The 21674-nt window shown below is 66.7% G+C and carries 14 protein-coding genes, 2 pseudogenes and 1 riboswitch; of the genes and pseudogenes, 10 read left to right on the top strand and 6 right to left on the bottom strand.

The window, feature by feature from the left end:
• Nucleotides 1-39 precede the first annotated feature (39 nt).
• From ssuC to ACCQ04_RS15365, 10 genes and pseudogenes are all read left to right on the top strand, one after another.
• Nucleotides 40-834: an aliphatic sulfonate ABC transporter permease SsuC gene (ssuC, locus tag ACCQ04_RS15410; protein WP_226427332.1), complete on the top strand. Its 795-nt coding sequence runs from the start codon at nucleotides 40-42 to the stop codon at nucleotides 832-834.
• On the top strand, nucleotides 831-1634 hold the full coding sequence (locus ACCQ04_RS15405) for an ATP-binding cassette domain-containing protein (protein ID WP_226427331.1): 804 nt from the start codon (nucleotides 831-833) through the stop codon (nucleotides 1632-1634). Before ssuC ends, ACCQ04_RS15405 begins: the two co-directional genes overlap by 4 nt.
• A gap of 198 nt (nucleotides 1635-1832) precedes the next feature.
• A complete protein-coding gene (clpB, locus tag ACCQ04_RS15400) occupies nucleotides 1833-4418 on the top strand; it encodes an ATP-dependent chaperone ClpB (protein ID WP_226427330.1) in 2586 nt (861 codons plus the stop codon).
• A 210-nt stretch (nucleotides 4419-4628) separates the two neighbouring features.
• Nucleotides 4629-5915, top strand: coding sequence for an O-acetylhomoserine aminocarboxypropyltransferase/cysteine synthase family protein (locus ACCQ04_RS15395; RefSeq protein WP_226427329.1), 1287 nt, complete (start codon nucleotides 4629-4631; stop codon nucleotides 5913-5915).
• Between the two features lie 776 nt (nucleotides 5916-6691).
• Nucleotides 6692-6914, top strand: a riboswitch (cobalamin riboswitch).
• 115 nt (nucleotides 6915-7029) lie between these two features.
• Nucleotides 7030-8907 carry a TonB-dependent vitamin B12 receptor gene (btuB, locus tag ACCQ04_RS15390; RefSeq protein WP_226427328.1) on the top strand — a complete coding sequence of 626 codons (1878 nt, stop codon included), beginning with the start codon at nucleotides 7030-7032 and terminating at the stop codon, nucleotides 8905-8907.
• Nucleotides 8908-8951: 44 nt separating this feature from the next.
• Nucleotides 8952-9102: pseudogene (locus ACCQ04_RS15385) on the top strand (bifunctional adenosylcobinamide kinase/adenosylcobinamide-phosphate guanylyltransferase); the annotation flags it as partial.
• Nucleotides 9099-10145 carry a nicotinate-nucleotide--dimethylbenzimidazole phosphoribosyltransferase gene (gene cobT / locus ACCQ04_RS15380; protein ID WP_024940845.1) on the top strand — a complete coding sequence of 349 codons (1047 nt, stop codon included), beginning with the start codon at nucleotides 9099-9101 and terminating at the stop codon, nucleotides 10143-10145. The pseudogene ACCQ04_RS15385 and the gene cobT, both read left to right, overlap by 4 nt.
• Entirely contained in the window at nucleotides 10142-10765 is a 624-nt protein-coding gene (locus ACCQ04_RS15375; RefSeq protein ID WP_226427327.1) for a histidine phosphatase family protein, read from the top strand. The genes cobT and ACCQ04_RS15375 overlap by 4 nt, the downstream gene beginning before the upstream one ends.
• Nucleotides 10762-11496: pseudogene (locus ACCQ04_RS15370) on the top strand (adenosylcobinamide-GDP ribazoletransferase). Before ACCQ04_RS15375 ends, ACCQ04_RS15370 begins: the two are co-directional and overlap by 4 nt.
• A 429-nt stretch (nucleotides 11497-11925) precedes the next feature.
• On the top strand, nucleotides 11926-13062 hold the full coding sequence (locus tag ACCQ04_RS15365) for a hypothetical protein (protein WP_166770968.1): 1137 nt from the start codon (nucleotides 11926-11928) through the stop codon (nucleotides 13060-13062).
• Nucleotides 13063-13071: 9 nt separating this feature from the next.
• On the opposite strand, the gene ACCQ04_RS15360 is transcribed toward ACCQ04_RS15365, so the two are convergent.
• The 6 genes from ACCQ04_RS15360 to ACCQ04_RS15335 all read right to left on the bottom strand — a co-directional run bounded on the left by ACCQ04_RS15360 (nucleotide 13072) and on the right by ACCQ04_RS15335 (nucleotide 21593).
• Nucleotides 13072-13638, bottom strand: a complete 567-nt coding sequence (locus ACCQ04_RS15360; protein WP_046343892.1) for a hypothetical protein — start codon at nucleotides 13636-13638, stop codon at nucleotides 13072-13074.
• Between the two features lie 796 nt (nucleotides 13639-14434).
• Complete coding sequence (locus ACCQ04_RS15355) at nucleotides 14435-15631, bottom strand: type III PLP-dependent enzyme (protein WP_226427326.1); 1197 nt, start codon at nucleotides 15629-15631, stop codon at nucleotides 14435-14437.
• Nucleotides 15628-17397: an IucA/IucC family protein gene (locus ACCQ04_RS15350; protein WP_226427325.1), complete on the bottom strand. Its 1770-nt coding sequence runs from the start codon at nucleotides 17395-17397 to the stop codon at nucleotides 15628-15630. Before ACCQ04_RS15350 ends, ACCQ04_RS15355 begins: the two co-directional genes overlap by 4 nt.
• Complete coding sequence (locus ACCQ04_RS15345) at nucleotides 17375-18571, bottom strand: MFS transporter (protein ID WP_226427324.1); 1197 nt, start codon at nucleotides 18569-18571, stop codon at nucleotides 17375-17377. The genes ACCQ04_RS15350 and ACCQ04_RS15345 overlap by 23 nt, the downstream gene beginning before the upstream one ends.
• Nucleotides 18568-20370: an IucA/IucC family protein gene (locus tag ACCQ04_RS15340; protein ID WP_226427323.1), complete on the bottom strand. Its 1803-nt coding sequence runs from the start codon at nucleotides 20368-20370 to the stop codon at nucleotides 18568-18570. The genes ACCQ04_RS15345 and ACCQ04_RS15340 overlap by 4 nt, the downstream gene beginning before the upstream one ends.
• On the bottom strand, nucleotides 20367-21593 hold the full coding sequence (locus ACCQ04_RS15335; protein WP_226427322.1) for an ATP-grasp domain-containing protein: 1227 nt from the start codon (nucleotides 21591-21593) through the stop codon (nucleotides 20367-20369). The genes ACCQ04_RS15340 and ACCQ04_RS15335 overlap by 4 nt, the downstream gene beginning before the upstream one ends.
• Nucleotides 21594-21674 lie beyond the last annotated feature (81 nt).

The raw sequence follows: 21674 nt of genomic DNA, 5'->3' as shown, positions 1-21674 counted from the left end.
CGTTGTTTCGCTGCATCGCCCAACCAACAAGGCTGCGCGATGAGTCGCCGCGCGCAGCGATTAGGCAACGTGCTGGTGCCCTGGCTAGTGCCACTGGCCTTGCTGGTGGCCTGGCAGATCGCAGCCTCCGGCGGCTGGTTGCCGCAGCGCATCCTGCCCGCGCCGGATGCGGTATTGCGTGCCGCAGTGACGTTGGTGCAAACCGGCGAGTTGTGGCAACACCTGGCGATCAGCAGCTGGCGCGCGGCCGTGGGCCTGGCCATCGGCGGCAGCATCGGGTTTGCGCTGGGCCTGCTCACCGGCGTGTCGCGTGTGGCCGAACGCCTGCTCGACAGCACCTTGCAGATGCTGCGCAACGTGCCGCATCTGGCGCTGATTCCGTTGGTGATCCTGTGGTTCGGGATCGACGAGGGCGCCAAGCTGTTTCTGGTGGCGCTGGGCACATTCTTCCCGATCTATCTCAATACCTATCACGGTATCCGCAGCGTGGACCCGGCCTTGATCGAGATGGCGCGCAATTACGGCTTGCGCGGCCCGCAGCTGTTTGTCGATGTGTTGTTGCCCGGCGCATTGCCGTCGATTCTGGTCGGCTTGCGCTTTGCGTTGGGCCTGATGTGGCTGACCCTGATCGTGGCCGAAACCATTTCCGCCAGTTCCGGCATCGGCTATCTGGCCACCAACGCACGCGAGTTTCTGCAGACCGACATCGTGGTGGTGGCCATCGTGCTGTACGCGCTGCTCGGCAAGCTGGCCGATCTGGCCGCACGCGGGCTGGAAGCCTGGTGGCTGGGCTGGCATCCGGCGCAGCAACAGCGTGCGGAGCTGCGCCGGTGAGCGCGGCCGACACCGGCCTGCCGCTGAGCCTGCGCGGCATCGGCAAGCGTTATGGCGACAGTGAGGTGTTGCGCGGTATCGACCTTGAGATCGCGCCTGGCGCCTGCGTGGCGGTGGTCGGGCGCAGCGGCTGCGGCAAGAGCACCTTGCTGCGCGTGATCGCCGGGCTGGAAGCAGCCGATACCGGTACCATCGACAGCGATCATGCAGCGCTGGCAGCGCAGCGCGATGCGGTGCGGCTGATGTTCCAGGACGCGCGGTTGCTGCCCTGGAAGCGTGTGATCGACAACGTGGCGCTGGGCCTGGGGCGTGCCGGGCGTGTGCAGGCACAGGCGGCGCTGGACGCGGTGGGGCTGGGTGCACGCGGTGGCGAGTGGCCGGCGGCGCTGTCCGGCGGTCAACGCCAGCGCGTGGCCCTGGCGCGCGCACTGGTACATCGGCCGCGGCTGCTGTTGCTGGACGAACCGCTGGGCGCACTGGATGCGTTGACGCGCATCGAGATGCAGCAGCTGATCGTGCAGTTGTGGCGGCAGTACGGCTTCACTCTGGTGCTGGTGACCCACGATGTGGCCGAGGCGAGTGCGCTGGCCGATCGCATCGTGCTGATCGAGCATGGCCAGGTCGGCCTGGACCTGCCGGTGCCGGTGCCGCATCCGCGTGCCCCCGGCGCGCCGGCCCTGGCGGCAATCCAGGCGCAGGTGCTGTCGCGTCTGCTGGGGGCATCGCACGTTCCGGCGTCAGCGGCTGCGGAGAATCCTGCCGTGGCGCCTGCGTCGCTGCCGCTGCGGCGGATCGTGTAACGACGTGTCCGTCGGCCTGGGGTGGTCCAGGTCAGTGGGCGAGCCCACACCGCCCAGCCCAGGCGCCGCCGCGTGTGAGCCGGTCCTGCAGCCCCGCATCGGCGCCTGCGCAGCCGCCAAACCTTGAAACCCTGCACGGCAGCCGCATCTGCACGGTATCGTCGGCGTCGCCGGCCACCAGTTCAGAGGATTATCCCCATGCGGATGGACAAGCTCACCTCGCGGTTCCAGCAGGCGCTGGCCGACGCGCAGTCGCTGGCCGTGGGCCGCGACCACAACATCATCGAGCCGGTGCACGTGCTCGCCGCCTTGCTCGACCAGAGTGGCGGCAGCACACGCCCGCTGCTGTCGCAGGCCGGCGTCAACGTGCCGCTGCTGCGCGAGCGGCTGGGCGAGGCGCTGGACACGCTGCCCAAGGTCTCCGGGCAGGAAGGCAACCTGTCGATCGGCAACGATCTCAACCGCCTGCTCAACCAGACCGACAAATTGGCCCAGCAACATGGCGATGCCTTCATCGCCAGCGAGTGGTTCGTGCTGGCCGCCGCCGATGATGCCAGCCCGCTGGGCGTGGCCTTGCGCGCGGCCGGCGGCGACAAGAAGAAGATCGAAGCCGCCATCGACAAGCTGCGCGGCGGCGAGACCGTGCAATCGGAAAACGCCGAGGAACAACGCCAGGCGCTGGAAAAATACACCATCGACCTGACCGCACGTGCGGAGAGCGGCAAGCTTGATCCGGTGATCGGCCGCGACGAAGAAATCCGCCGCACCATCCAGGTGTTGCAGCGGCGCACCAAGAACAACCCGGTGCTGATCGGCGAACCCGGCGTGGGCAAGACCGCCATTGTCGAGGGCCTGGCGCAACGCATCATCAATGGCGAAGTGCCCGAAGGCCTGCGCGGCAAGCGCGTGCTGTCGCTGGACATGGGCGCGCTGATCGCTGGCGCCAAGTTCCGCGGCGAGTTCGAAGAACGGCTGAAGGCGGTGCTCAGCGACCTGTCCAAGAACGAAGGCCAGATCATCCTGTTCATCGACGAGCTGCACACCATGGTCGGCGCCGGCAAGGCCGATGGCGCGATGGATGCCGGCAACATGCTCAAGCCGGCGCTGGCGCGCGGCGAGCTGCATTGCATCGGCGCCACCACGCTGGACGAGTACCGCAAGTACATCGAAAAGGACGCGGCGCTGGAGCGGCGCTTCCAGAAGGTGTTCGTGGGCGAACCAACGGTGGAAGACACCATCGCGATCCTGCGTGGGCTGAAGGAGCGCTACGCGGTGCATCACGGCGTGGAAATCACCGACCCGGCGATCGTTGCCGCCGCCACCTTGTCCAACCGCTACATCACCGACCGCCAGCTGCCGGACAAGGCGATCGACCTGATGGATGAGGCGGCATCGCGCATCCGCATGGAGATCGACTCCAAGCCGGAAGAACTCGATCGCCTGGAGCGTCGCCTGATCCAGCTCAAGATCCAGCGCGAGATGCTGAAGAAGGAAAAGGACGACGCCTCGCGTCAACGCCTGGCCGATCTGGAAAACGACATCGACAAGCTCGAGCGCGAGTTCTACGACCTCAACGAGTTGTGGAAGTCGGAAAAGGCCGCGCTGCAGGGCACCACCAAGGTCAAGGAGCAGATCGAGCACGCCAAGCTGGAGCTGGAAGCCGCGCAACGGCGCCAGGACTACGCCAAGATGAGCGAGATCCAGTACGGCGTGCTGCCGCAGCTGGAAAAGCAGATGGCGCTGGCCAACGAGGTCGAACATCACGACTTCAAGCTGGTGCAGGACCGCGTGACCGCCGAGGAAATCGCCGAAGTGGTGTCGCGCTGGACCGGTATCCCGGTCAACAAGATGCTCGAGGGCGAACGCGACAAGCTGCTGCGCATGGAAGACGAGCTGCACCAGCGCGTGGTCGGCCAGAACGAGGCCATCAAGGTCGTCTCCGACGCGGTGCGGCGTTCGCGCGCCGGCCTGTCCGATCCCAATCGTCCGAGCGGCTCGTTCCTGTTCCTGGGCCCGACCGGCGTGGGCAAGACCGAGTTGTGCAAGGCGCTGGCGGATTTCCTGTTCGACAGCACCGAGGCGATGATCCGCATCGACATGAGCGAGTTCATGGAGAAGCATTCGGTCTCGCGGTTGATCGGTGCGCCTCCGGGCTATGTGGGCTATGAGGAGGGCGGCTATCTGACCGAGGCGGTGCGGCGGCGCCCGTATTCGCTGATCCTGCTGGACGAGGTGGAAAAGGCGCACGCCGATGTCTTCAACATCCTGCTGCAGGTGCTCGACGACGGCCGCCTGACCGATGGCCAGGGCCGCACGGTGGACTTCCGCAACACCGTCATCGTGATGACCTCCAACCTGGGCTCGCACCAGATCCAGGAGTTGTCCGGCGACGGCAGCGCCGAGGCCTATACGCAGATGAAGGCGGCGGTGATGGGCGTGGTGCAGGCGCATTTCCGCCCGGAGTTCATCAACCGGCTCGACGACATCGTGGTGTTCCACCCGCTGGACAAGGCGCAGATCAAGTCGATCGCGCGCATCCAGTTGCATGGCCTGGAAAAGCGCCTGTCCGAGCGCGGCCTCAAGCTGGACCTGGACGATGCCGCGCTGGAACTGCTCGGCAATGTCGGTTTCGATCCGGTGTATGGCGCGCGCCCGCTCAAGCGTGCGATCCAGTCGCAGGTGGAAAACCCGCTGGCCCAGCAGATTCTGTCTGGTCAGTACCTCGGCGGCGACACCGTGCGCGTGCGTGCCGAGGGTGGGCGGCTGGTGTTTGACAAGGGCTGAGACGCGGCGCCGGTTGCGCGCCGTATCGCTGGCAGCGGTTGAAGCAAGCAACGGGCACTGCGCAGGCAGTGCCCGTTTGCATGAGGGGGATGGCGCATGCGGCGTATCGTCCGTGCTCACAACGCGGCGGCATAAGGTCATCACCGCTGGTTTGCAGACACGCGTGCAGGGCCGGCTATGGTCGGCACTCCTGTCCGAGCGAGCCGCGCCATGACCGATCCGCAGTGGAAGCCCGAAACCATCGCCGTGCACGGCGGCTATCAGCCCGATCCCACCACGCGGGCGGTGGCGGTGCCGATCTACCAGACCGTCGCCTACGCCTTCGACGATACCCAGCATGGCGCGGACCTGTTCGACCTCAAGGTGCAGGGCAATATCTACAGCCGCATCATGAACCCGACCAACGCCGTGCTGGAGCAGCGCGTGGCTGCGCTGGAGGGCGGCATCGGTGCGCTGGCGCTGGCCTCGGGGCAGGCCGCGGTGACTTATGCGATCCAGACCATCGCCGAGGCCGGCGACAACATCGTCTCCTCCAGTGCCTTGTACGGCGGCACCTACAATCTGTTCGCGCATACCTTGCCGCAGTTCGGCATCAGCACGCGTTTTGCCGATTATCGCGATCCGCAGGCGTTTGCCGGCTTGATCGATGAGCGTACCAAGGCGGTGTTCGTGGAGTCGATCGGCAATCCGCGCGGCAACATCACCGATATCGAGGCCGTGGCCGCGGTGGCGCATGCGCATGGCGTGCCGCTGATCGTGGACAATACCGTGGCCACGCCGTCGCTGCTGCGGCCGATCGACTTCGGCGCCGACATCGTGGTGCACTCGCTGACCAAGTATCTGGGCGGCCATGGCAATAGCATCGGCGGGGCGATCGTGGACAGCGGGCGCTTCCCGTGGGCGGCGCACAAGCAGCGGTTTCCACGCCTCAACGAGCCGGACGTGAGCTATCACGGCGTGGTCTACACCGAAGCGCTGGGCGAGGCGGCGTACATCGGCCGTGCGCGCGTGGTGCCGCTGCGCAATACCGGCGCGGCGCTGTCGCCGTTCAACGCATTCCTGATCCTGCAAGGCATCGAAACGCTGCCGTTGCGGATGGAGCGCATCAATGCCAACACGCTGGCGATTGCGACGTATCTGCAGCAGCACCCGCGGGTCGCCTGGGTCAATTACGCCGCGCTGCCGGATCATCCGGAGCATGCGTTGGCGCAGAAGTATCTGGGCGGGCATGGTTCGGGCGTGCTGACCTTCGGCCTGCCCGGCGGACGCGCGGCCGGCGCGCGTTTTCTGGATGCACTGCAGTTGTTCACGCGGCTGGTGAACATCGGCGATGCGAAGTCGCTGGCAACGCATCCGGCATCGACCACGCACCGTCAGCTGGGCCCGGCCGAACTGGAACATGCCGGGGTCAGCGAAGACACGGTGCGGCTGTCGATCGGCATCGAGCACATCGACGATCTGTTGGCGGATCTGGAGCAGGCGCTGCAGGGGGCGTGAGGTTTGATAGCCGTGAACTGAGCAGGAGTGCGGGAAGGGACGAGCTAGCCCCTCTCCTGCGGAGGACGGTTAGCCCCTCTCCCGTCGGGGCGAGGAGGCACAGCTGGCGCGCCATGGGCGCGCGTGCCTTGGAGCGCCCGCGCCGCAAGCGCGGGCCGGGGCGCGGGAGTTGGGGGGAGGGTACGGGTTCTCCAGGCACCGCCAAGCACGCCGTCTGTCTCTGGCTTCGGTCAGGGCGTCAGCGCGGCCGGGGATCGGCTTTTCGGCTCGGCAGACATCCTGTCTGACTCGCCGTCGCGGCACATCCGTGTGCCGCTCTCCGCCAATCCCCGGCCACGCTGCCGCCTCGGCACGTTGTTGCCGCGACTTCGAGTTGCCGCGACTTCGAAAAGTGCTGAACGCGGTCATGACGAAGTTACCCGAAGCCCCTCTCCCGTCGGGGAGAGGAGGCAAAGCTGGCGCGCCATGGGCGCGCGTGCCAGGGAGCGCCCGCGCCGCAAGCGCGGGCCGGGGCGTGGAGCGGGGATTGGGGTGAGGGTACGGGAGCGAAGCCCACTCGCATGTGCGAGGTGAAACTCGGTGGCAGACATGCGGCCATGCCGGCAGCCCCGGCATGCTGCTTTCAGCCATGGCATGAGGCTTCGCTCCGTACCCTCATCCGGCGCTGCGCGCCACCTTCTCCCGGTGGGAGAAGGGATTGGCCCCCCCGGTGCGTGGAGACGCGTTGCGCCTGGCCCCCTGCCGCAGACCTCGGAAGCGCCTCTGGCCAATCCTGCTACCATGCGCGCCCCTGAGGTGACTGCCGGTTTGCCGGTGGTTTAAACGGGAATCTGGTGCGCGGATCGCCTTGGCGAGCTGCAATGCCGGAGCTGCCCCCGCAACGGTGGGCGAGGTCAGATGCCGCAACACGCCACTGTGCAGTCGCATGGGAAGGCGCGGCATCGGAGGCGCAGGCTTCCACTCGCGAGCCCGGAGACCGGCCTGAGGGATTGAACCGGCACGCGGTGGGCGTGGCCTTGATCGTCTGGCGCTGCCGCGTTGGACGCCTGGCCCGTTGCTGTCTGCCGCCCCATTGCCCCCGCGCGGGTAGGCGCGGTTCCAGGAGCAGCAGTCGATGTCCGTTTCTTCCGTTTTGCCGCGTCGTGCGGTGCTGGCCGTGGGGCTGTCGCTGTGCGTGGCCACCCTGGCCCATGCCGAGGCCGCCATCGATCTCGACCAGGTCGTGGTCACCGCCTCGCGTACTGCGCAGACCCAGGACCAGACGCTGGCGCCGGTCACCGTGATCGACCGCGCGCAGATCGAGCGTCGCCAGGTGAATTCGCTGCAGGACCTGCTGCGTGGCGAAGCCGGGGTGTCGCTGGCCAACAACGGCGGCCCGGGCAAGCCGACCTCGCTGTTCCTGCGCGGCACCGAGTCCGATCAGGTGGTGGTGCTGATCGATGGCGTGCGCATCGGCTCGGCCACCTCGGGCGGAGCGGCGTTGCAGGATCTGCCGATCGAGCAGATCGAGCGCATCGAAATCGTGCGTGGTCCGTTCTCCAGCCTGTACGGTTCCGAGGCGCTGGGCGGGGTGATCCAGATCTTTACCCGGCGCCCGCAAGGCCGCTTCGTGCCCACCTTCAGCGCGGCGGCCGGCAGCGACAATGCGCGCCGCTACAGCGCGGGCCTGGCCGGGCGCAGTGCAGGCGATCTGAGCGAAAGCGGTGGCTGGTATTCGGCCAACGCGGTGCATGACGAAACCGATGGCATCAACGCGTATCTGGACACCAGCTCCAGCGACTACGACCCGGATCGCGATGGCTACCGCAACGATTCGCTGAGCATGCAGGGCGGCTGGCGCTTCAATCGCCAGTGGGACGCCGACGTGCATGCCTTGCGCGCGCAAAGCCGCAACGAATACGACGGCTCGGCCTTCGGCGGCAACCTGTCCAAGGGCGTGCAGCAGGCGGTCGGTGGCCGTGTGCGTTACGCGCCTACCGATGCGGTCAAGCTCACTGCCAGCGTCGGCAGCAGTTCCGACTTCAGCGATGCGTATTACGACGGTGCGTATCTGTCCACCTATGACACCCGCCGCAAGCAGGGCGCGTTGCAGGCCGATATCGCTGCCGGCGCGGGCCTGCTCACGGTCGGCTTCGACTGGCAGCGCGACGCCATCGCCAGCAGCGACAATTACGATGCCGACAGCCGCATCGACCGCGCCGCATTCGCGCAGTGGCAACAGAGCTTCGGTGCGCAGTCCTTGCAGGCCAGCCTGCGTCGCAACGACAACAGCCAGTTCGGCGGCAAGACCACCGGTAGCCTGCTGTGGGGCTGGGATGTTGCCGAGCATCTGCGCCTGACCGCTAGCTACGGCACCGCGTTCAAGGCACCCACCTTCAACGAGTTGTATTACCCCGATTTCGGCAATCCGTTGCTGGGGCCGGAAACCTCCAAGAGCGCCGAGCTCGGCCTGCGTGGCAGCTACGGCTGGGGCACCTGGACGCTGAGCGCGTTCCAGACCCGCATCGACAATCTGATCGCCTACGACGCGTCGTTGGTGGATGCGGCGCATCCGTTCGGGCAGCCGAACAATATCGATCAGGCGCGCATCCGCGGCATGGAAGCCGGCTACGACACCGAGCTGGCCGGCTGGACCGTGCGCAGCGCCTTGACCTGGCTGCAGCCGCAGGCCGATGGCGAGGTCAACAACGGCAACTGGTTGCCGCGGCGCGCGCGGCAGAGCGGGCGCATCGATGCGGACCGCAGCTTCGGTGCATTCGGCGTCGGCGCAAGCCTGTTCGGGTCCGGCAAGCGCTTCGACGATCTGGCCAACACCGAGCAGCTGGCCGGTTACGGGTTGCTGGATCTGCGCGTGAGCTATGCCGTGACTGCGGACTGGAAGGTCTCGCTCACCGCCAACAACGTGTTCGATCGCCAGTACGAAACCGCACGCTGGTACGCGCAGCCCGGGCGCAATTATCTGCTGACGTTGCGTTATCAGGCCGCGCAGTAAGCGCGACTGTTGCGCCGGGCATGCGCACTGTGGGGTGAGCGCGCAACGAAGCGGGCCAGGGCGTCGTGCCGCTGGGCGAACTCACGCCTCGATTTGTCGACAGGCCGGCTGCACCAGGCATTGGCGCTACAGTGCGAGCGTGTGGTGCTGGTGATGGCAGGTTTGCCGATGGTTCTGACGGGAGAGGCGGTGTGACAAGCGATTGGATCCATGGTGCCTGTGCGGTGCCGGACGCGCGTGTGCGCGCGGCTGCGCTGGCGCGGCAGGAGCAACTGACCAAGCCGCACGGCGCGCTGGGCCGGCTGGAACAGCTGGCAGTGCAGCTGGCGGCCTGGCAGCGCAACGAGCACCCCACCGTGCAGCGGGTCTGGATCGCGGTGTATGCCGCCGACCATGGCGTCGCCGCCGAGGGCGTGTCTGCGTTTCCGCAGGCGGTCACTGGCGAGATGGTGCGTAATTTCGCCCGCGGTGGCGCCGCCATTGCGGTGCTGGCGCGCGAGCTCGGTGCGCGCCTGGAAGTGGTCAATCTGGGCGTGGTCAACGACCCGGGCGAGTTGCCGCGGGTGCGGCGTGCCTGGATCGCCCCGGCCAGTGCCAATATCTGCGAGCAGCCGGCGATGAGCTCCACCCAGCTGCGCGACGCGCTTGCCGCGGGCGCCGAAAGCGTCGCGCAGGCAAAGAGTTGCGACACGCAGCTGTTTGTCGGCGGCGAAATGGGCATCGGCAACACCACCTCGGCCGCGGCGTTGGGCTGCGCGCTGCTGTCGCAGTTTCCGCAGGCGATGGCCGGCGCCGGCACCGGGCTGGATGCCGAGGGCATCGCCCACAAGGCCACCGTGATCACCCGTGCGCTGGCCCTGCATGCCGATGCTGCGACGCCGTTGGAGCGGCTGCGCCGGCTGGGCGGTTTCGAGATCGCCGCCCTGGTCGGTGCCTACATCGCCGCTGCGCAGGCCGGGATTCCGGTGCTGGTGGATGGCTTCATCAGCACTGCTGCAGCGCTGGTCGCCACCCATCTCAATGGCGGTGTGCGCGAATGGCTGTTGTTCGGACATCGCTCGCAGGAGCGCGGCCACGCCGCCTTGCTGCGCGCGCTGGATGCCGAGCCGTTGCTGCAGCTGGACCTGCGCCTGGGCGAGGCCAGCGGCGCAGCGGTGGCGATTCCGCTGCTGCGTCATGCCTGCGCCTTGCACAACGGCATGGCCACGTTTGCCGAAGCCGGCGTGTCCGACGCATGAGTGCGCAGATCAGCCTGCTGCGGCACGGCGACACCGGCCAGCGCAGCGACCGCGGTCAGCTCGACGACCCCCTCACCGCCTTGGGATGGCAGCAATTGCGCGTAGCCACCGCCGCAGGCGAATGGGACGTGGTGGTGTCGTCCAGCTTGCAGCGCTGCGCGGCCTTCGCCACCGAACTGGCCCACGCGCGTGGGGTGCCGCTGCAGCTGAACGCGCGGCTGCGCGAATATCACTTCGCCCGCTGGCAGGGCGTGCCGGTGGCCGAGATCGATCGCGACGAAGGACAAGCGCTCGGCCGCTTCTGGGCCGACCCGCTGCGCTACCCGCCGCCGCAGGCCGAGCCGTTTGCCGATTTCTGCGCGCGCCTGTCTGCCGCACTCGATGCGATCATTGGCGCCCATCCGAACCGACGTGTCTTGGTGGTCACCCACGGCGGTGCGATCCGCGCGCTGCGCTGCATGGTGGCCGGCAACGGATTCGCCCGCATGACCGAGCTGGCGGTGCCGCACGCCTCGCTGCATCCGCTGGCCTGGCCACCGGCCAACGGCGTCGCTGCGGCGCTGCCGTCGGAGCCGTCGGAGCCGTCGGCAGCGCCGCAGTCGGCACGCGACGCCGGATGATCAACGGGCTGCTCGCGGCGATCGGCTTCCTGACCCGCATTCCGGTGCCCGGCGCGGTGTTCGCTCGGCCGGGCGCGCAGGCGCGTTCGTTGCCGTGGTATCCGGCGGTCGGCCTGCTGCTCGGTGCGCTGCTGTGAGGCCTGACAGGGTGCCTGCGCGATGTGGCGCCACTGCTGGGCGCGGCAGTGTTGTTGAGTGCATGGACTTGGCTGACCGGCGCCCTGCACCGGGACGGGTTGGCCGACACGACCGACGCCTGGGTCGGCGGCATGGGCGACCGCGCACGCACGCTGGCGATCATGAAGGACCCCACCAGCGGCCCGATGGCGGTGACTGCGCTGGTGCTGGTGTTGCTGCTCAAATGCGCCGCATTGGCCAGCCTGCTGGCGCAGGCGCCCACCACGCTATGGCTGGCGCCGCTACTGGCGCGCAGCGCGCTGGTTGCCGCGTTCCTAAGTACGCCGTATGTGCGCGCCGGCGGGCTGGGCAGCGCACTGTCGGGCGCCCCACGTGCAGGCCTGTGGCTGGCGCTGAGCGCCGGCACCGCGGTGTGCATCGTTGCCGGGCTGGCCACCGCGGCGTTGTGCGTTGGTATCACCGCACTGGTGTTCGCACTCTGGCGCCGCGGCTGCCTGCAGCGCCTTGGCGGCATGACCGGCGATACCTGCGGCGCATTGGTAGAACTGACCGAAACGGCCTTGCTGGTGACGCTGGCGCTGTGGTCGGCTTGAACAGGCAGGCGCTGCAGCTGACGTAATCGTCCTCACGACTGATGCCCCAGCCCGCGCATCGTCTGCGCCTGCGTAGCGGCCGTGGGCGCTGCGACCAACGGCATCCGTCAGCGTGCGTCATCTGCTGAGTTCTCCGGTGCAGGTGCAACGCCAGCGTCGCTCGTGGCTTCCCGGCACTCAGAGAAGTCCCTCGCTTGGTCTACAAGGCTAACGAGAGCGTTCCGCAACAAGGCTTAGCATTTCCGACGTCGCTGCAGCACAATCGACCTGGAAACGCCAGGTTCCGGCAGAAGCTTCAAAATTGCGTACTCAAATTTTGAGAACGTCTTGATATCAGTAATATACGTGCGCGGTAGAGCGCGAGTTGACATAACGGGTACGGAAGCGCTCATGACACGACAAATCACAAAACTCGTAATCGGCGCGGGCATTATGGCCATCGCAACGCAAGTCGGGGCCAGCGAGTTTCTGATCGATATGCAAGGTGCAGCCGGAAAGCGTGTCAACGTCTACGCCAGTGACGCAATTATGGACCACACGCCGATCAATGATGATCTCGCAAATCCTGACTCAAACCGTGTCATTCAGATTGATTTGACGATGGTCTATGAAGCGGTCGACCAACCCCTATGGTTGGAATATCAACTTCAGTTCAAATGCCCCAAGTCGATTCGGCGCGGCCGTGGCGCACCCAAGCACAAGGCTGATTCAACCGGCATATTAGACACGCCGGATTCCGTAGAATTCCGGGTGGCCAGCGGCGCAAAGACCATGAAACAGGATCCGGCGATCATTGATCTCCAGCCCACCGATTGGCAAAGCACGACCAGCTACACGATGCGACAGGCATGGAATGTAGCCTGCAACAGTGCCAGCATTGGCGATGCCAAACAAGCTGCGGCGGTCGATCGTGTGGTTAAGTCCGATACATTGCGAGCGAAACTGGCAGCCATCGGCTTGAATGGACTGGAACTGGTCCCCGCCGGACTGTCGATGAGTTCGCTTGCCGATTTTACCTGGGAAACGCTGTGGTCTGACGTGCCGAAGCCTGCGATCAATCGCGGCCGCAAGCTGACGCCAGCAGAATCGGCAGCGCTCACGGCAAAATTGGCCCAAATGCAGCAACAAGTAACCGAAGCGCAGGGGAGGGTACAGGGCAACCTGGCGGCAATGAAGGCCGATATGGACTTTACTCAGATCGCCGCTGAATACCGTGGGAAAAGGCGTTTATCGCGCAGTGAATCGCTCCTGATCCAGGTGTGGCTGGGTAAGACTGAGCAAGAGGTCGTCGCCGCGAACGGCAACCCCGCTGTCCGTCAGGCCGGGATCGCGCGGACGCTCTCTTATGGGCAGGCCTTTGACAATCGCGTCATGTGGCAGAATCTCGTGACCGGCGCGACTTACACTGGCGGCGGCTATAAAAGTTGCAACGTTCGCTACGCGCTGATCCCGGACAGCGCCGGGATGCTGAGGGTTGCCGATGTGAATATCTTCGTTGATTCAAGTGGCGACACAAGCGGGATGGGTCGCGCCTGCGCCGACATCTTGAACGTGCCAAACGGCTGAAATCATGGTCTATTTTCGAGCCGCGCTCATGCAAGCCGAAAGCTGGCGATACGCCAGCTGCAACTGGACAACTTTTGACCGGAACACCTCTTTCCCCTGAAGCTGGATGGCGAGCTCATTACTGTCCGGCTTTTCCTGTACCGATTTCTGCACGTCGATGGTCAGCAACAACGCCCCACTGCTCTGGCCAGGCATGCTCACATGGGCGGCCTGAACATTCTGCGTAGGGTGGTTGGTAGATGACAACGTGATCGGAGCGATCTCGGGCTTTGTCACCGGGGGGATTGCCTCGCTGATGAACCAAAGACTGCCATGACCCTTTCTCGCCATCCCAGCGTCGGCGGGACCGCGAAACGACAAGGTGGAATCTGGCGTGATGAAATTAACCGAGCAGTGGTACCCGGTGTTGACGGGTTCGCGTACCAGCACCCAATTGCCCTCGATCCCCTTGTAGAAGGATTCGCTAAACATCGGCTTATCCGGATCCGCGCCCCCGAGCAACTCAGGGGCGATTTGAGCAACGCAGGGGCTAGTCCATGCCATGGTGACTACTAAGCCGATCAGCCAATTCTTCATCTAAAATCGTTCTCCATTCGTTGGTCTTTGACATACGGTTTCGTGCAATTCTTGTCGTGACCCTATGCAAGCGGCTACAAGCCATAGCTTAGCCTTCCAGGATTGCAGTGGGGGTTCTACCCCGTTTTCACGGACACTTACAAGAAGGTCCAGGCCATGATGAGTATTCATGTCAAAGCATAGGAAGTTCAGTGCCGAGTTCAAGCGCGGTGCGGTTGAGCAATGGTTCCGAGCGTGCAGCTTCCAGCATCCGGAACCATTCCTGCGTCTGGCAGGCGGTGAGCGATAGCCACGCCAAATCTTCCGGGAGCAGCTCGCGACCTTCCGGGAGCGGTCAGGCGATCACCGAGGAAATAGAACCGGTCCGAGGGCCGGTCAGATCTATACGATGGTGCGGGTCGAACTCAATCATGCCGCGATCCCATCCTTTTTCGGGGTCTGAGGGCACAGGCAAGAGCCGAGCCATAGGCCAACTGATGGATGGTGCGCCGGCAATTGCTGCCGGCCCGGGGGTAATGCTGCCTGGCGGCAGCTAAAACGCTAGAAAGTTGCAGAAATCGCACTAAACACGACATGTTGCTCGTCACTGACATGCAAGAAGCTGGAATTTGAGAGGTTTGGTGGGTCGTTCAGACCTTCCCTAGGAGAGTTGTCACTGGGCAACAATCCGCTTGGCTAACTTCTACGAAATTTCTGCACAGCTACTTCGAGTCACCTCAGGAAATTGCGGCAACAGCACATCTGCATGTGGGCCTGCTGACCCAGGCCTAAGCTTTGTTCGTCCGCAATCGGTACGTCAATGCCCCTGCGTTAGGAACACCATCTGCGGCGGCGGATGCATCAGGAACTGCTGGTGCGAGATATTCCACGCATACGCGCCGGCCAGCGGGAAGGCCAGGCAGTCGCCTGGCGCCAGCGCTGCGATAGGTTGGTTGCGCGCCAGCACGTCCTTGGGCGTGCACAGCTGCCCGACCAGGGTGACCGGGGTGTCACGCAGCACCGGCGCATGCCTGCCACGCAATACGCGGAACGGATGATCGTGGCCTTGCGCGGCCGGGGTGCGGAAGTGATGGGTGCCGCCGCGGGCGATCGCAAACCACGCGCCGTGGCTGCGCTTGAGGTCCAGCACGTCCATCAGATACCAGCCGCAGCTGGCGCTGACATAGCGCCCGGGTTCCAGCCGCAGGCGCAGCGCCTGGCCGTGTTCGCGTAGCAAGGCAGGCAAGCCGGCGCAGAAGCCGGCCCAGTCGAACGACGATTCCGGCGCCAGATAATCCACGCCGAAGCCGCCGCCTGCATTCACCCGCAACGGGCCGAGTCCGTAGCTCTGCCGCCACTGCTGCACGGTGCGCAGGTAGGCGGCGATCAGATGCAACTGCGCGCCGGCATCGCGCTGGTGCGACATCAGATGGAAATGGAAGCCTTCCAGCCGCAGCGAAGGGCTGGCCCGCAGCCGCTGGACCGCCGCGTCCAGATCGTCCGGGTCCAGGCCGAACGGCGAGGGCTGCCCGCCCATCATCAGGCGCGTGCTCTGCGCACCGGGCACGGCGATGTTCATGCGCAGGAACACCGGCACGCAGCGGCCGGCCTGCGCCGCGATCGCGGCCAGGCGTTCCAGTTCGCCCAGGCTTTCCACATGCACGGTGCAGTCGGGCAGCGCGACGGCCTGGGCCAGTTCGCCATCGAGCTTGCCAGGGCCGCCGAACAACAACGCAGCCCGGGGTTGTTGCGTGTGCAGCCAGGCCAGTTCGCCGCCGGAGGCCGCCTCGAAACCATCCACGTGCGGGGCGAGCGTGTGCAGGATCGGCGACTCCGCATTGGCTTTCGCCGCGTAGAACAGCTCGCAGTCGGCCGGCAGTTGCGCGCGCATCCAGGCCGCGTGCGCATCCAGTGCGGCCAGGTCGTAGACGTAGGCGCACAGCGGGCCATCGCTTTGGCCGCGGATGCCCGGCAATGCCTGCATCACGGCGTCCATATCGATGCGCAGGCTCATGCCGCCACCCGCCGTGCCGCTGCGATGCGTGGAATCGGGTTGGGCAGCGCGGTGTAATCGGATTGGCGATCGGCGCGTTGCCACAGCCGCGTGCCCAGGTTGTTCTTGCCGGGCAGCGGCGCGCCGTCGAGTAGGCCCTGCAGCGCGGCTTGCGTGCCATGGCGCTGTTGCCAGCGTGCGGCGAGCTCGCCCACGCATTGCCACAGGCGCCCTTCCAGCACGGCATCGCCTTCGGTCAGATGGAAGATCGCCTCGGCCAGGTTGTTGACCAGCGCGCAATACGCCACGCGATTCCAGCCCTGTTCCGGCGTGTAGTACAGCGATTGCCGGGCGCGTTCGCCCACGCCCTGCAAGCGCGTGGCGGGCCAGTGATGTGCGAGCAGCTTGGTGCCTTCCAGGTCGCGGATCCATACCCGCGTCGGCCAGCCATCGGCAAACCCGATCACGGTGTTCTGCAGGTGCGGTTCCAGCGCGATGCCGTGCTGGAACAGGGCACTCCACACCCCGTCCAGCAGCAAGCCGGCATAGGCGCGGAACCACAGCAGCGTGGCGGTGTGGCGATCCATCTGCGCGCCGCCCAATGCCTGCAGCATGGACGCACACACGCTGTTGCCCTGCGCATCGCAGGTGAACAACGCGGCGGCCACCTGCGGCTGCCAGCGCGCGCGGTGCGCGGCGGGCAGGGTCTGCCGGTACAGGATGCCGAAGCTCTCCGACAGGCCACGCGCCGCCAGCGGATCGGCGTCGTGCAAGGCGGGATCGACCTGGGCGACCTCCAGCGAGGTGGCTGCCGGCTCCAGCATCACATCGAAGCCCGGCACCTGCACGGCCAGCGCACGCCAGCTCGGTGCCAGCAGCTCGGTGAGCGCGACCGCACTTTCCAGCTCGTACCAGGCGTTCTTGCGCACGCAGTTGGTCAACCGCACATGCACCGAGCACTTGAGGAAATAATCCAGTTCCGGGTGGTACAGCGTGCGCACCGACGAGGTGGGCCGCAGTGCCTCGCCGAGCATGCCGACGGGCTCGATCAGCCCGCGCGCCTGCAGGGTGCGCAGCAGCGGGTCGTCGAGCAGGCGCTGCGCTTCCCATGGATGACAGGGATACAGCGCGTCGCTGCCGGAGAGCTGCCGCAGGCTGGCACGCACATCGCGGCCCTGCATGCGCAGCAGCCGTGGGTCGATGCGGAACCAGAACAGCTGGAACGCGGCGCGCGCTTCCGGCGCGCAGGCCAGCACCTGCGCCAGATCGACGCCTTCGCGGCTCTTGGGCGTGGGATGCAAGGCATGCCCCCACAGCATCGATTGTTCGGCGTCGATCATCGACTCGCCGGTCGCGGCGGTGCCCTGTGCCTGGCGCAGCAGTGCGGCAGTGATCGCCACGCTGTTGGCGCTTTGCGCGAGCAGTTCCGGGTTGACCGCCTGCGTGCTGCCCAGCGCCTGCAGCAGGCAACGCGCCAAGGCATGCGCGTCCAGGCTCTGCCACGGTTGGCCGGCGCTCTTGAGAAACGGCGTGGAGGCAAAGCGGCAGCGGCCCAGGCGATCGGCATAGGCGATGCGCACGCACAGCGCGCCGGTGTCGCCTAGATCGATCCGCAGCCAGCGCTGCTCGGCCACGCGCGGGCCGGGGCGATCCAGCCCGCGGTAATCGAAGTCCGCTGCGCGCTGCGGAATCGCGAACTCGCGCAGGTAGCAGTTCAACCAGCAACTGCAGGCCTGCGCGTCGGCCATGCTGTCGTACCAGGGGTCATGCATCGTGTGCGGCGACATCGGCGGATCTCCTCGAAGGGAAGCGCACCAGAACGGTGAGCGCAGCGGCCGCCGCAGCCAACGCGGCAGCCAGGAAAGGGGTGGCAGGGCCGGCGGCCTGGGCCAGCGCACCGGCAGCGGCACCGGCGAACACGCCGGCCCATTTGCCGCAGGCATCGAAGCGGCCGAACAAGCGCCCTGCGCCATGCCCGCTGGCGACCAGCGCCAGGCTGCGGTTGAGCCCACGCAGGCCGAACAACATGCCGAACCCGAACAGCAGCCGTGCCGCTGCCAATGCGGCGGCGTCGTGCAGCAGCGCCTGCCACAGGCAGGCCAGCGCGAACAGCGCCAGGCCGGGCACCAGCCAGGCCTCGCCATCGCCGCGCCGCCACCACGGCAACACCACCAGATAGACCAGGTGCGGCAGGCTGTAGAGCAGGCCGGCCAGCGCGTCGTGGCCGGCGCCGCGCGCCAGCGCATACGGGATGAAGTAGGGGAAGGTCACCACCATCGCAAAGCAGAACAGGAACTGCGCGATCAGCAACGCAGGCCACAGTGCGCTGGCCGGTGCTGACGCCGATGGCGCCGACGCAGCCGCATGCCCGGAGGGCGCGGACTGCGCAGTGGGCACGGTCGGCCGCGGCGCAGGCCGGTCGGCGGGCAGACGCCAGGTCAGCGCGAACGCCAGCAGCGGCAGCAGCGCAAGCGCGCGATACAGCGACTGCGCCGGGCCAAGCGCCACGGCCAGGCCCAGCAACGCAGGCGCGCTGACCATCGCCAGGCGCGCCGAATACTGCGTCCAGTCGAGCGCACGTGCCAGCGGGCCGGCTTGCGGCTGGCTGGCCAGGTACGCATTGGCTGCCGCCAGCGAGCCGCCGCAGGTGCCTTGCACGATCAGGCCGATCACCAGCCAGCTCAGCGACGGCGCAAAGCCGGCGATCGCAAAGCCCAGCGCCAGCCCCAGCTGCGCACGCAGCAACGAGCGCTTGCGTCCATAGCGGTCGGCCAGGCGCCCCCAGGTGCCGGCCGTCAACGCGGTGCACAGCGTCGGCAACACGTACAGCACGCCGCTCCAGCCAACCGCCGCCGAGGGCGCCAGTTCGGTCAGCACCTGCGGCAGAAACAACGGCATGCCCAGTGCGGTGAAGGCGGCCAGGTAATGCGCGGCCAGCACCGGGCCCAGGATGCGCTTCATCGCTGGGCACCCGCCTGCCGACGCGGCCTGTGCTGCGCGCCAGCGAAGGCGTCGCCGAAAGGGTTGGGCGCGCTATCGCCGTAGAACTTGTTGATGTCGCTCGCACCGGTGAGTTGCTTGCTGAGCAGGCTGCCGGCGCTGAGCAGGTACTTCACCGGCAGCCGCGGTGCGGCCAGCAGGCGACGCGCGGGCGCGGTATCGATGCCATCGACATCCAGCTGCGCCAGCGTCAAGGCGAACTGCGTCTGCAACTGCGTGTACAACGGCGCGCGCAGCGCCGGCTGCCATTCGGCCAGGCCTTCCAGCACCGCCTGCAGATCCAGCTGCAGCACGATGGTGCAGAACATCTGCGCCAGGGCCTGCGGCTGGTCCACCGCGATGCGCGCATCGTGCAGCGGGCCCAACGCGTCCAGATCCGGCAGCTGCGCGCGCAACTGCGGCATCGCGATGCGCGCGGCGTCGTTGTCCTTCATCAGCAGCCGCGTCGCCCGGCCATCGGCGTAGACCAGCACGCTGTTCTGCTGATTGGCTTCCAGCGCGATGCCGTAGCGCAGCCACAGGCGCAGATGCACCGCCAGCATCAGCTCGGTGTACTCACGCCACCAGCCGAGCAGATCGCCCTGCGCAAAGCGCTCGGCCAGATGGATCGCCATCGGCCGGCCGTCGGGCAAGCGCGCGCACAGCGCGGCCACCGGTACCAGCGTGGCGTCGTCCAGCGGTGGATAACGCCGCAGCAGATAGGCCAGATGACGGGTCTGTCCCACATGCCCGCCATGCGATTCGTCCACGAACACGCAGCGGCCGCGCAGGGCCGGATCCAGCGCATCGATGCGCCGCAGTGCGCGCTCCAGCCAGTGGCCGTCGTACAGCGTGGAGGGCTTGATCAGGCGCAGATTGAGCGCGCCCAGCGTGCGCATCGGAATCGGCAGCTTGAGATGCAGCTGCGGATGCTGCAGCGGCACTAGCGTGCGGACCGACAGGGTGGGGCGCACCTCCAGCCAGGCCTGCGGCGCCCGCAGTGTGCCTGGCGGCAGTGCAAACCCGTCCTGCTCCAGCCGCGCCCACACCAGCGGATGCACCGGCCAGGCGACATGCGTGTCGGCCAGCGCGGGCGGCAGGCCAAGCGTGGCGAAGTCCGGCCACAACTCGGCCGGCGTGGCGGTGGTGCAGCTGACCTGCGCACGCGGAACCGCCAGCCAGCGCAGCGCGAAGGTGGGGGCGAATTCCGGTGCGTAATCGCGCAGTTCCGAGGCATCCAGCCCGGCCTTGGCACGTGCGGTGGGATAGAACGGATGATCGCGATAGCTGGCCAGTTGATCGCAGCGATACGCGCGCTCGGCCGCATCTGCATGCTGCAATGCGTTGAGCAGCGCAGGTGCCTGCGCGTCGTAGGCCTGGCGCGCCAGGCCCAGGTGGGCGGCAGCGCACTCGGCTTCTTCGGCGTAGGCGCGATGCAGCTGTTGCGTCTCGCTGTCCAGCTGCGCGCTCATGCGTTGCAGCCAGGCCTGCGCACCGCGTTCGACATGCGCGCCATCGGCGCCCTGCACGATCCAGCTGTCACCGCAGGCACTGATGTCCTGCAGATAGCCCTGCCGATGGATCGGCAACCACAGCGTGCCGTCGGGCAGATGCGCGATGCGCCACCAGCCCTCCACCGGGCTGGGGTCGGTCCATGCCGCCAGCACGCCTGCCTCGGGCATTGCGGCGCTGCCGCGGGTGGCGATGCCGCGTAGGTCCTCGCGCAGGCAGGCATCGATGATGCGGGTGGCGATATAGCGTTGGTCGGCGGCACTGCTCATGCGCGCAGCTCCGCGCCATCGATCCGCCACTGCAGCCCCGCTTCGGCATGCACCACCGCCTGTTGCAGGGCCTGTGCATCGCTGGCCACCGCGCTCAGCACACCCAGGTAATCCTTGTTGGAATGGCTCAGGCGGATGCGTTCACCGGGCGCGCGCATCCGCCGGTACTGCACATCGCTGTGCGCATCATGGTGGCGGCGATCTTCGCTGGCGGTCACCAGCTCGCCGTCCTGCTTGGCGACGTAGTAACGCAGCAAGGCATGGGCACGATCGCAGCGCAGCTGCGGCAGCGGCAGGCCCAGATGCGGCGCCAGCGCGGCGGTGAACCATTGCCTGCCGAACATGTCGTCGAGCAGGAACTCGCGGCGGTCGCCGATGCTGCGGTAGTTGATCTCCACCAGCACCGGGCCGTCGCTGGTGAGGATGAATTCGCTATGGCACAGCCCGAAGCCGACCCCGAAGCTGCGCAGCTGTTGCAGCGCCTGCGCAATCACCGGCGTGTCCACGCGGGCATCCCACTGCGCCTCGCATTCCACGAAGTGCGGCGGCGGCGACAGGCGCACCTTGAAGCCGCCCAGCGCCTGCAACGTATGGCCGTCGCCCAGCGTTTCCAGCGTAAACAGTGCCCCTTCCAGCATGCCTTCCAGCAGCACGGTGCGCTGCGGATGGCGCTGCCACACATCGTCCAGATAGGCCTGCAACTGCGCGGCATCTGCACAATGGCGAACGTCCAGACTGGCCACGCCCTCGCGCGGTTTGGCCACCACCGGCCACGGAATGTCGGCCGGCAATGCGGCGCCCGGCGCCAGCGTGCAGAACCACGGCGATGGCAGCTCACGCGCACGCAGGCGCTGACGCATCGCTGCCTTGTTCTTGGCCGCGTAGCAGACCTGCCAGTCCTTGCCGGGCAGGCCGAGACCCGCTGCGACCAGCGCGGTGCTGGTCTGCAGATGATCGCTGTTGCTGAACACCGCGCGCGGCGACACATCGGCGTCGTGCAGTACATCCAGCACGCCGAGCGGATTGAACACATCGCATTCGATCACCCGTTGCGGTGCATGCGCCGGATGCTCGCGGAAATGGCTGAGGTGATCGAGTCGGTGGTCGGTCAGCAGCCACACCGGCAGGCCGAGCGCATGCGCGGCCGGAAGAAACCCTTCGGTGATGGCCGGATGGCAGACATGGGTGAGGATCACCAACGGTGCAGCGGATGTCGCAGTCATGGCAGCTCTCGTTCAACAGGACGGTGGAAAAACCGGTACTGAAACGGGCTGCCTGGCGCCGCAGGGGCGTTGGGTGGCCTG

The sequence above is a fragment of the Xanthomonas sp. NCPPB 2866 genome, assembly GCF_041475745.2.
GTDB classification, from domain to species: domain Bacteria; phylum Pseudomonadota; class Gammaproteobacteria; order Xanthomonadales; family Xanthomonadaceae; genus Xanthomonas; species Xanthomonas arboricola.
Note: the sequence above shows the minus strand (reverse complement) of the source record. Positions and strands in the feature narration are given on the sequence as shown.

Excerpts from the sequence above, each read along its gene's own strand:
- ACCQ04_RS15360 (WP_046343892.1), bottom strand. The coding sequence starts at position 13,638 with ATGAAGAATTGGCTGATCGGCTTAGTAGTCACCATGGCATGGACTAGC.
- ssuC (WP_226427332.1), top strand. The coding sequence starts at position 40 with ATGAGTCGCCGCGCGCAGCGATTAGGCAACGTGCTGGTGCCCTGGCTA.
- clpB (WP_226427330.1), top strand. The coding sequence starts at position 1,833 with ATGCGGATGGACAAGCTCACCTCGCGGTTCCAGCAGGCGCTGGCCGAC.
- ACCQ04_RS15345 (WP_226427324.1), bottom strand. The coding sequence starts at position 18,571 with ATGAAGCGCATCCTGGGCCCGGTGCTGGCCGCGCATTACCTGGCCGCC.
- btuB (WP_226427328.1), top strand. The coding sequence starts at position 7,030 with ATGTCCGTTTCTTCCGTTTTGCCGCGTCGTGCGGTGCTGGCCGTGGGG.
- ACCQ04_RS15350 (WP_226427325.1), bottom strand. The coding sequence starts at position 17,397 with ATGTCGCCGCACACGATGCATGACCCCTGGTACGACAGCATGGCCGAC.
- ACCQ04_RS15335 (WP_226427322.1), bottom strand. The coding sequence starts at position 21,593 with ATGACTGCGACATCCGCTGCACCGTTGGTGATCCTCACCCATGTCTGC.
- ACCQ04_RS15355 (WP_226427326.1), bottom strand. The coding sequence starts at position 15,631 with ATGAGCCTGCGCATCGATATGGACGCCGTGATGCAGGCATTGCCGGGC.
- ACCQ04_RS15395 (WP_226427329.1), top strand. The coding sequence starts at position 4,629 with ATGACCGATCCGCAGTGGAAGCCCGAAACCATCGCCGTGCACGGCGGC.
- ACCQ04_RS15340 (WP_226427323.1), bottom strand. The coding sequence starts at position 20,370 with ATGAGCAGTGCCGCCGACCAACGCTATATCGCCACCCGCATCATCGAT.
- ACCQ04_RS15375 (WP_226427327.1), top strand. The coding sequence starts at position 10,142 with ATGAGTGCGCAGATCAGCCTGCTGCGGCACGGCGACACCGGCCAGCGC.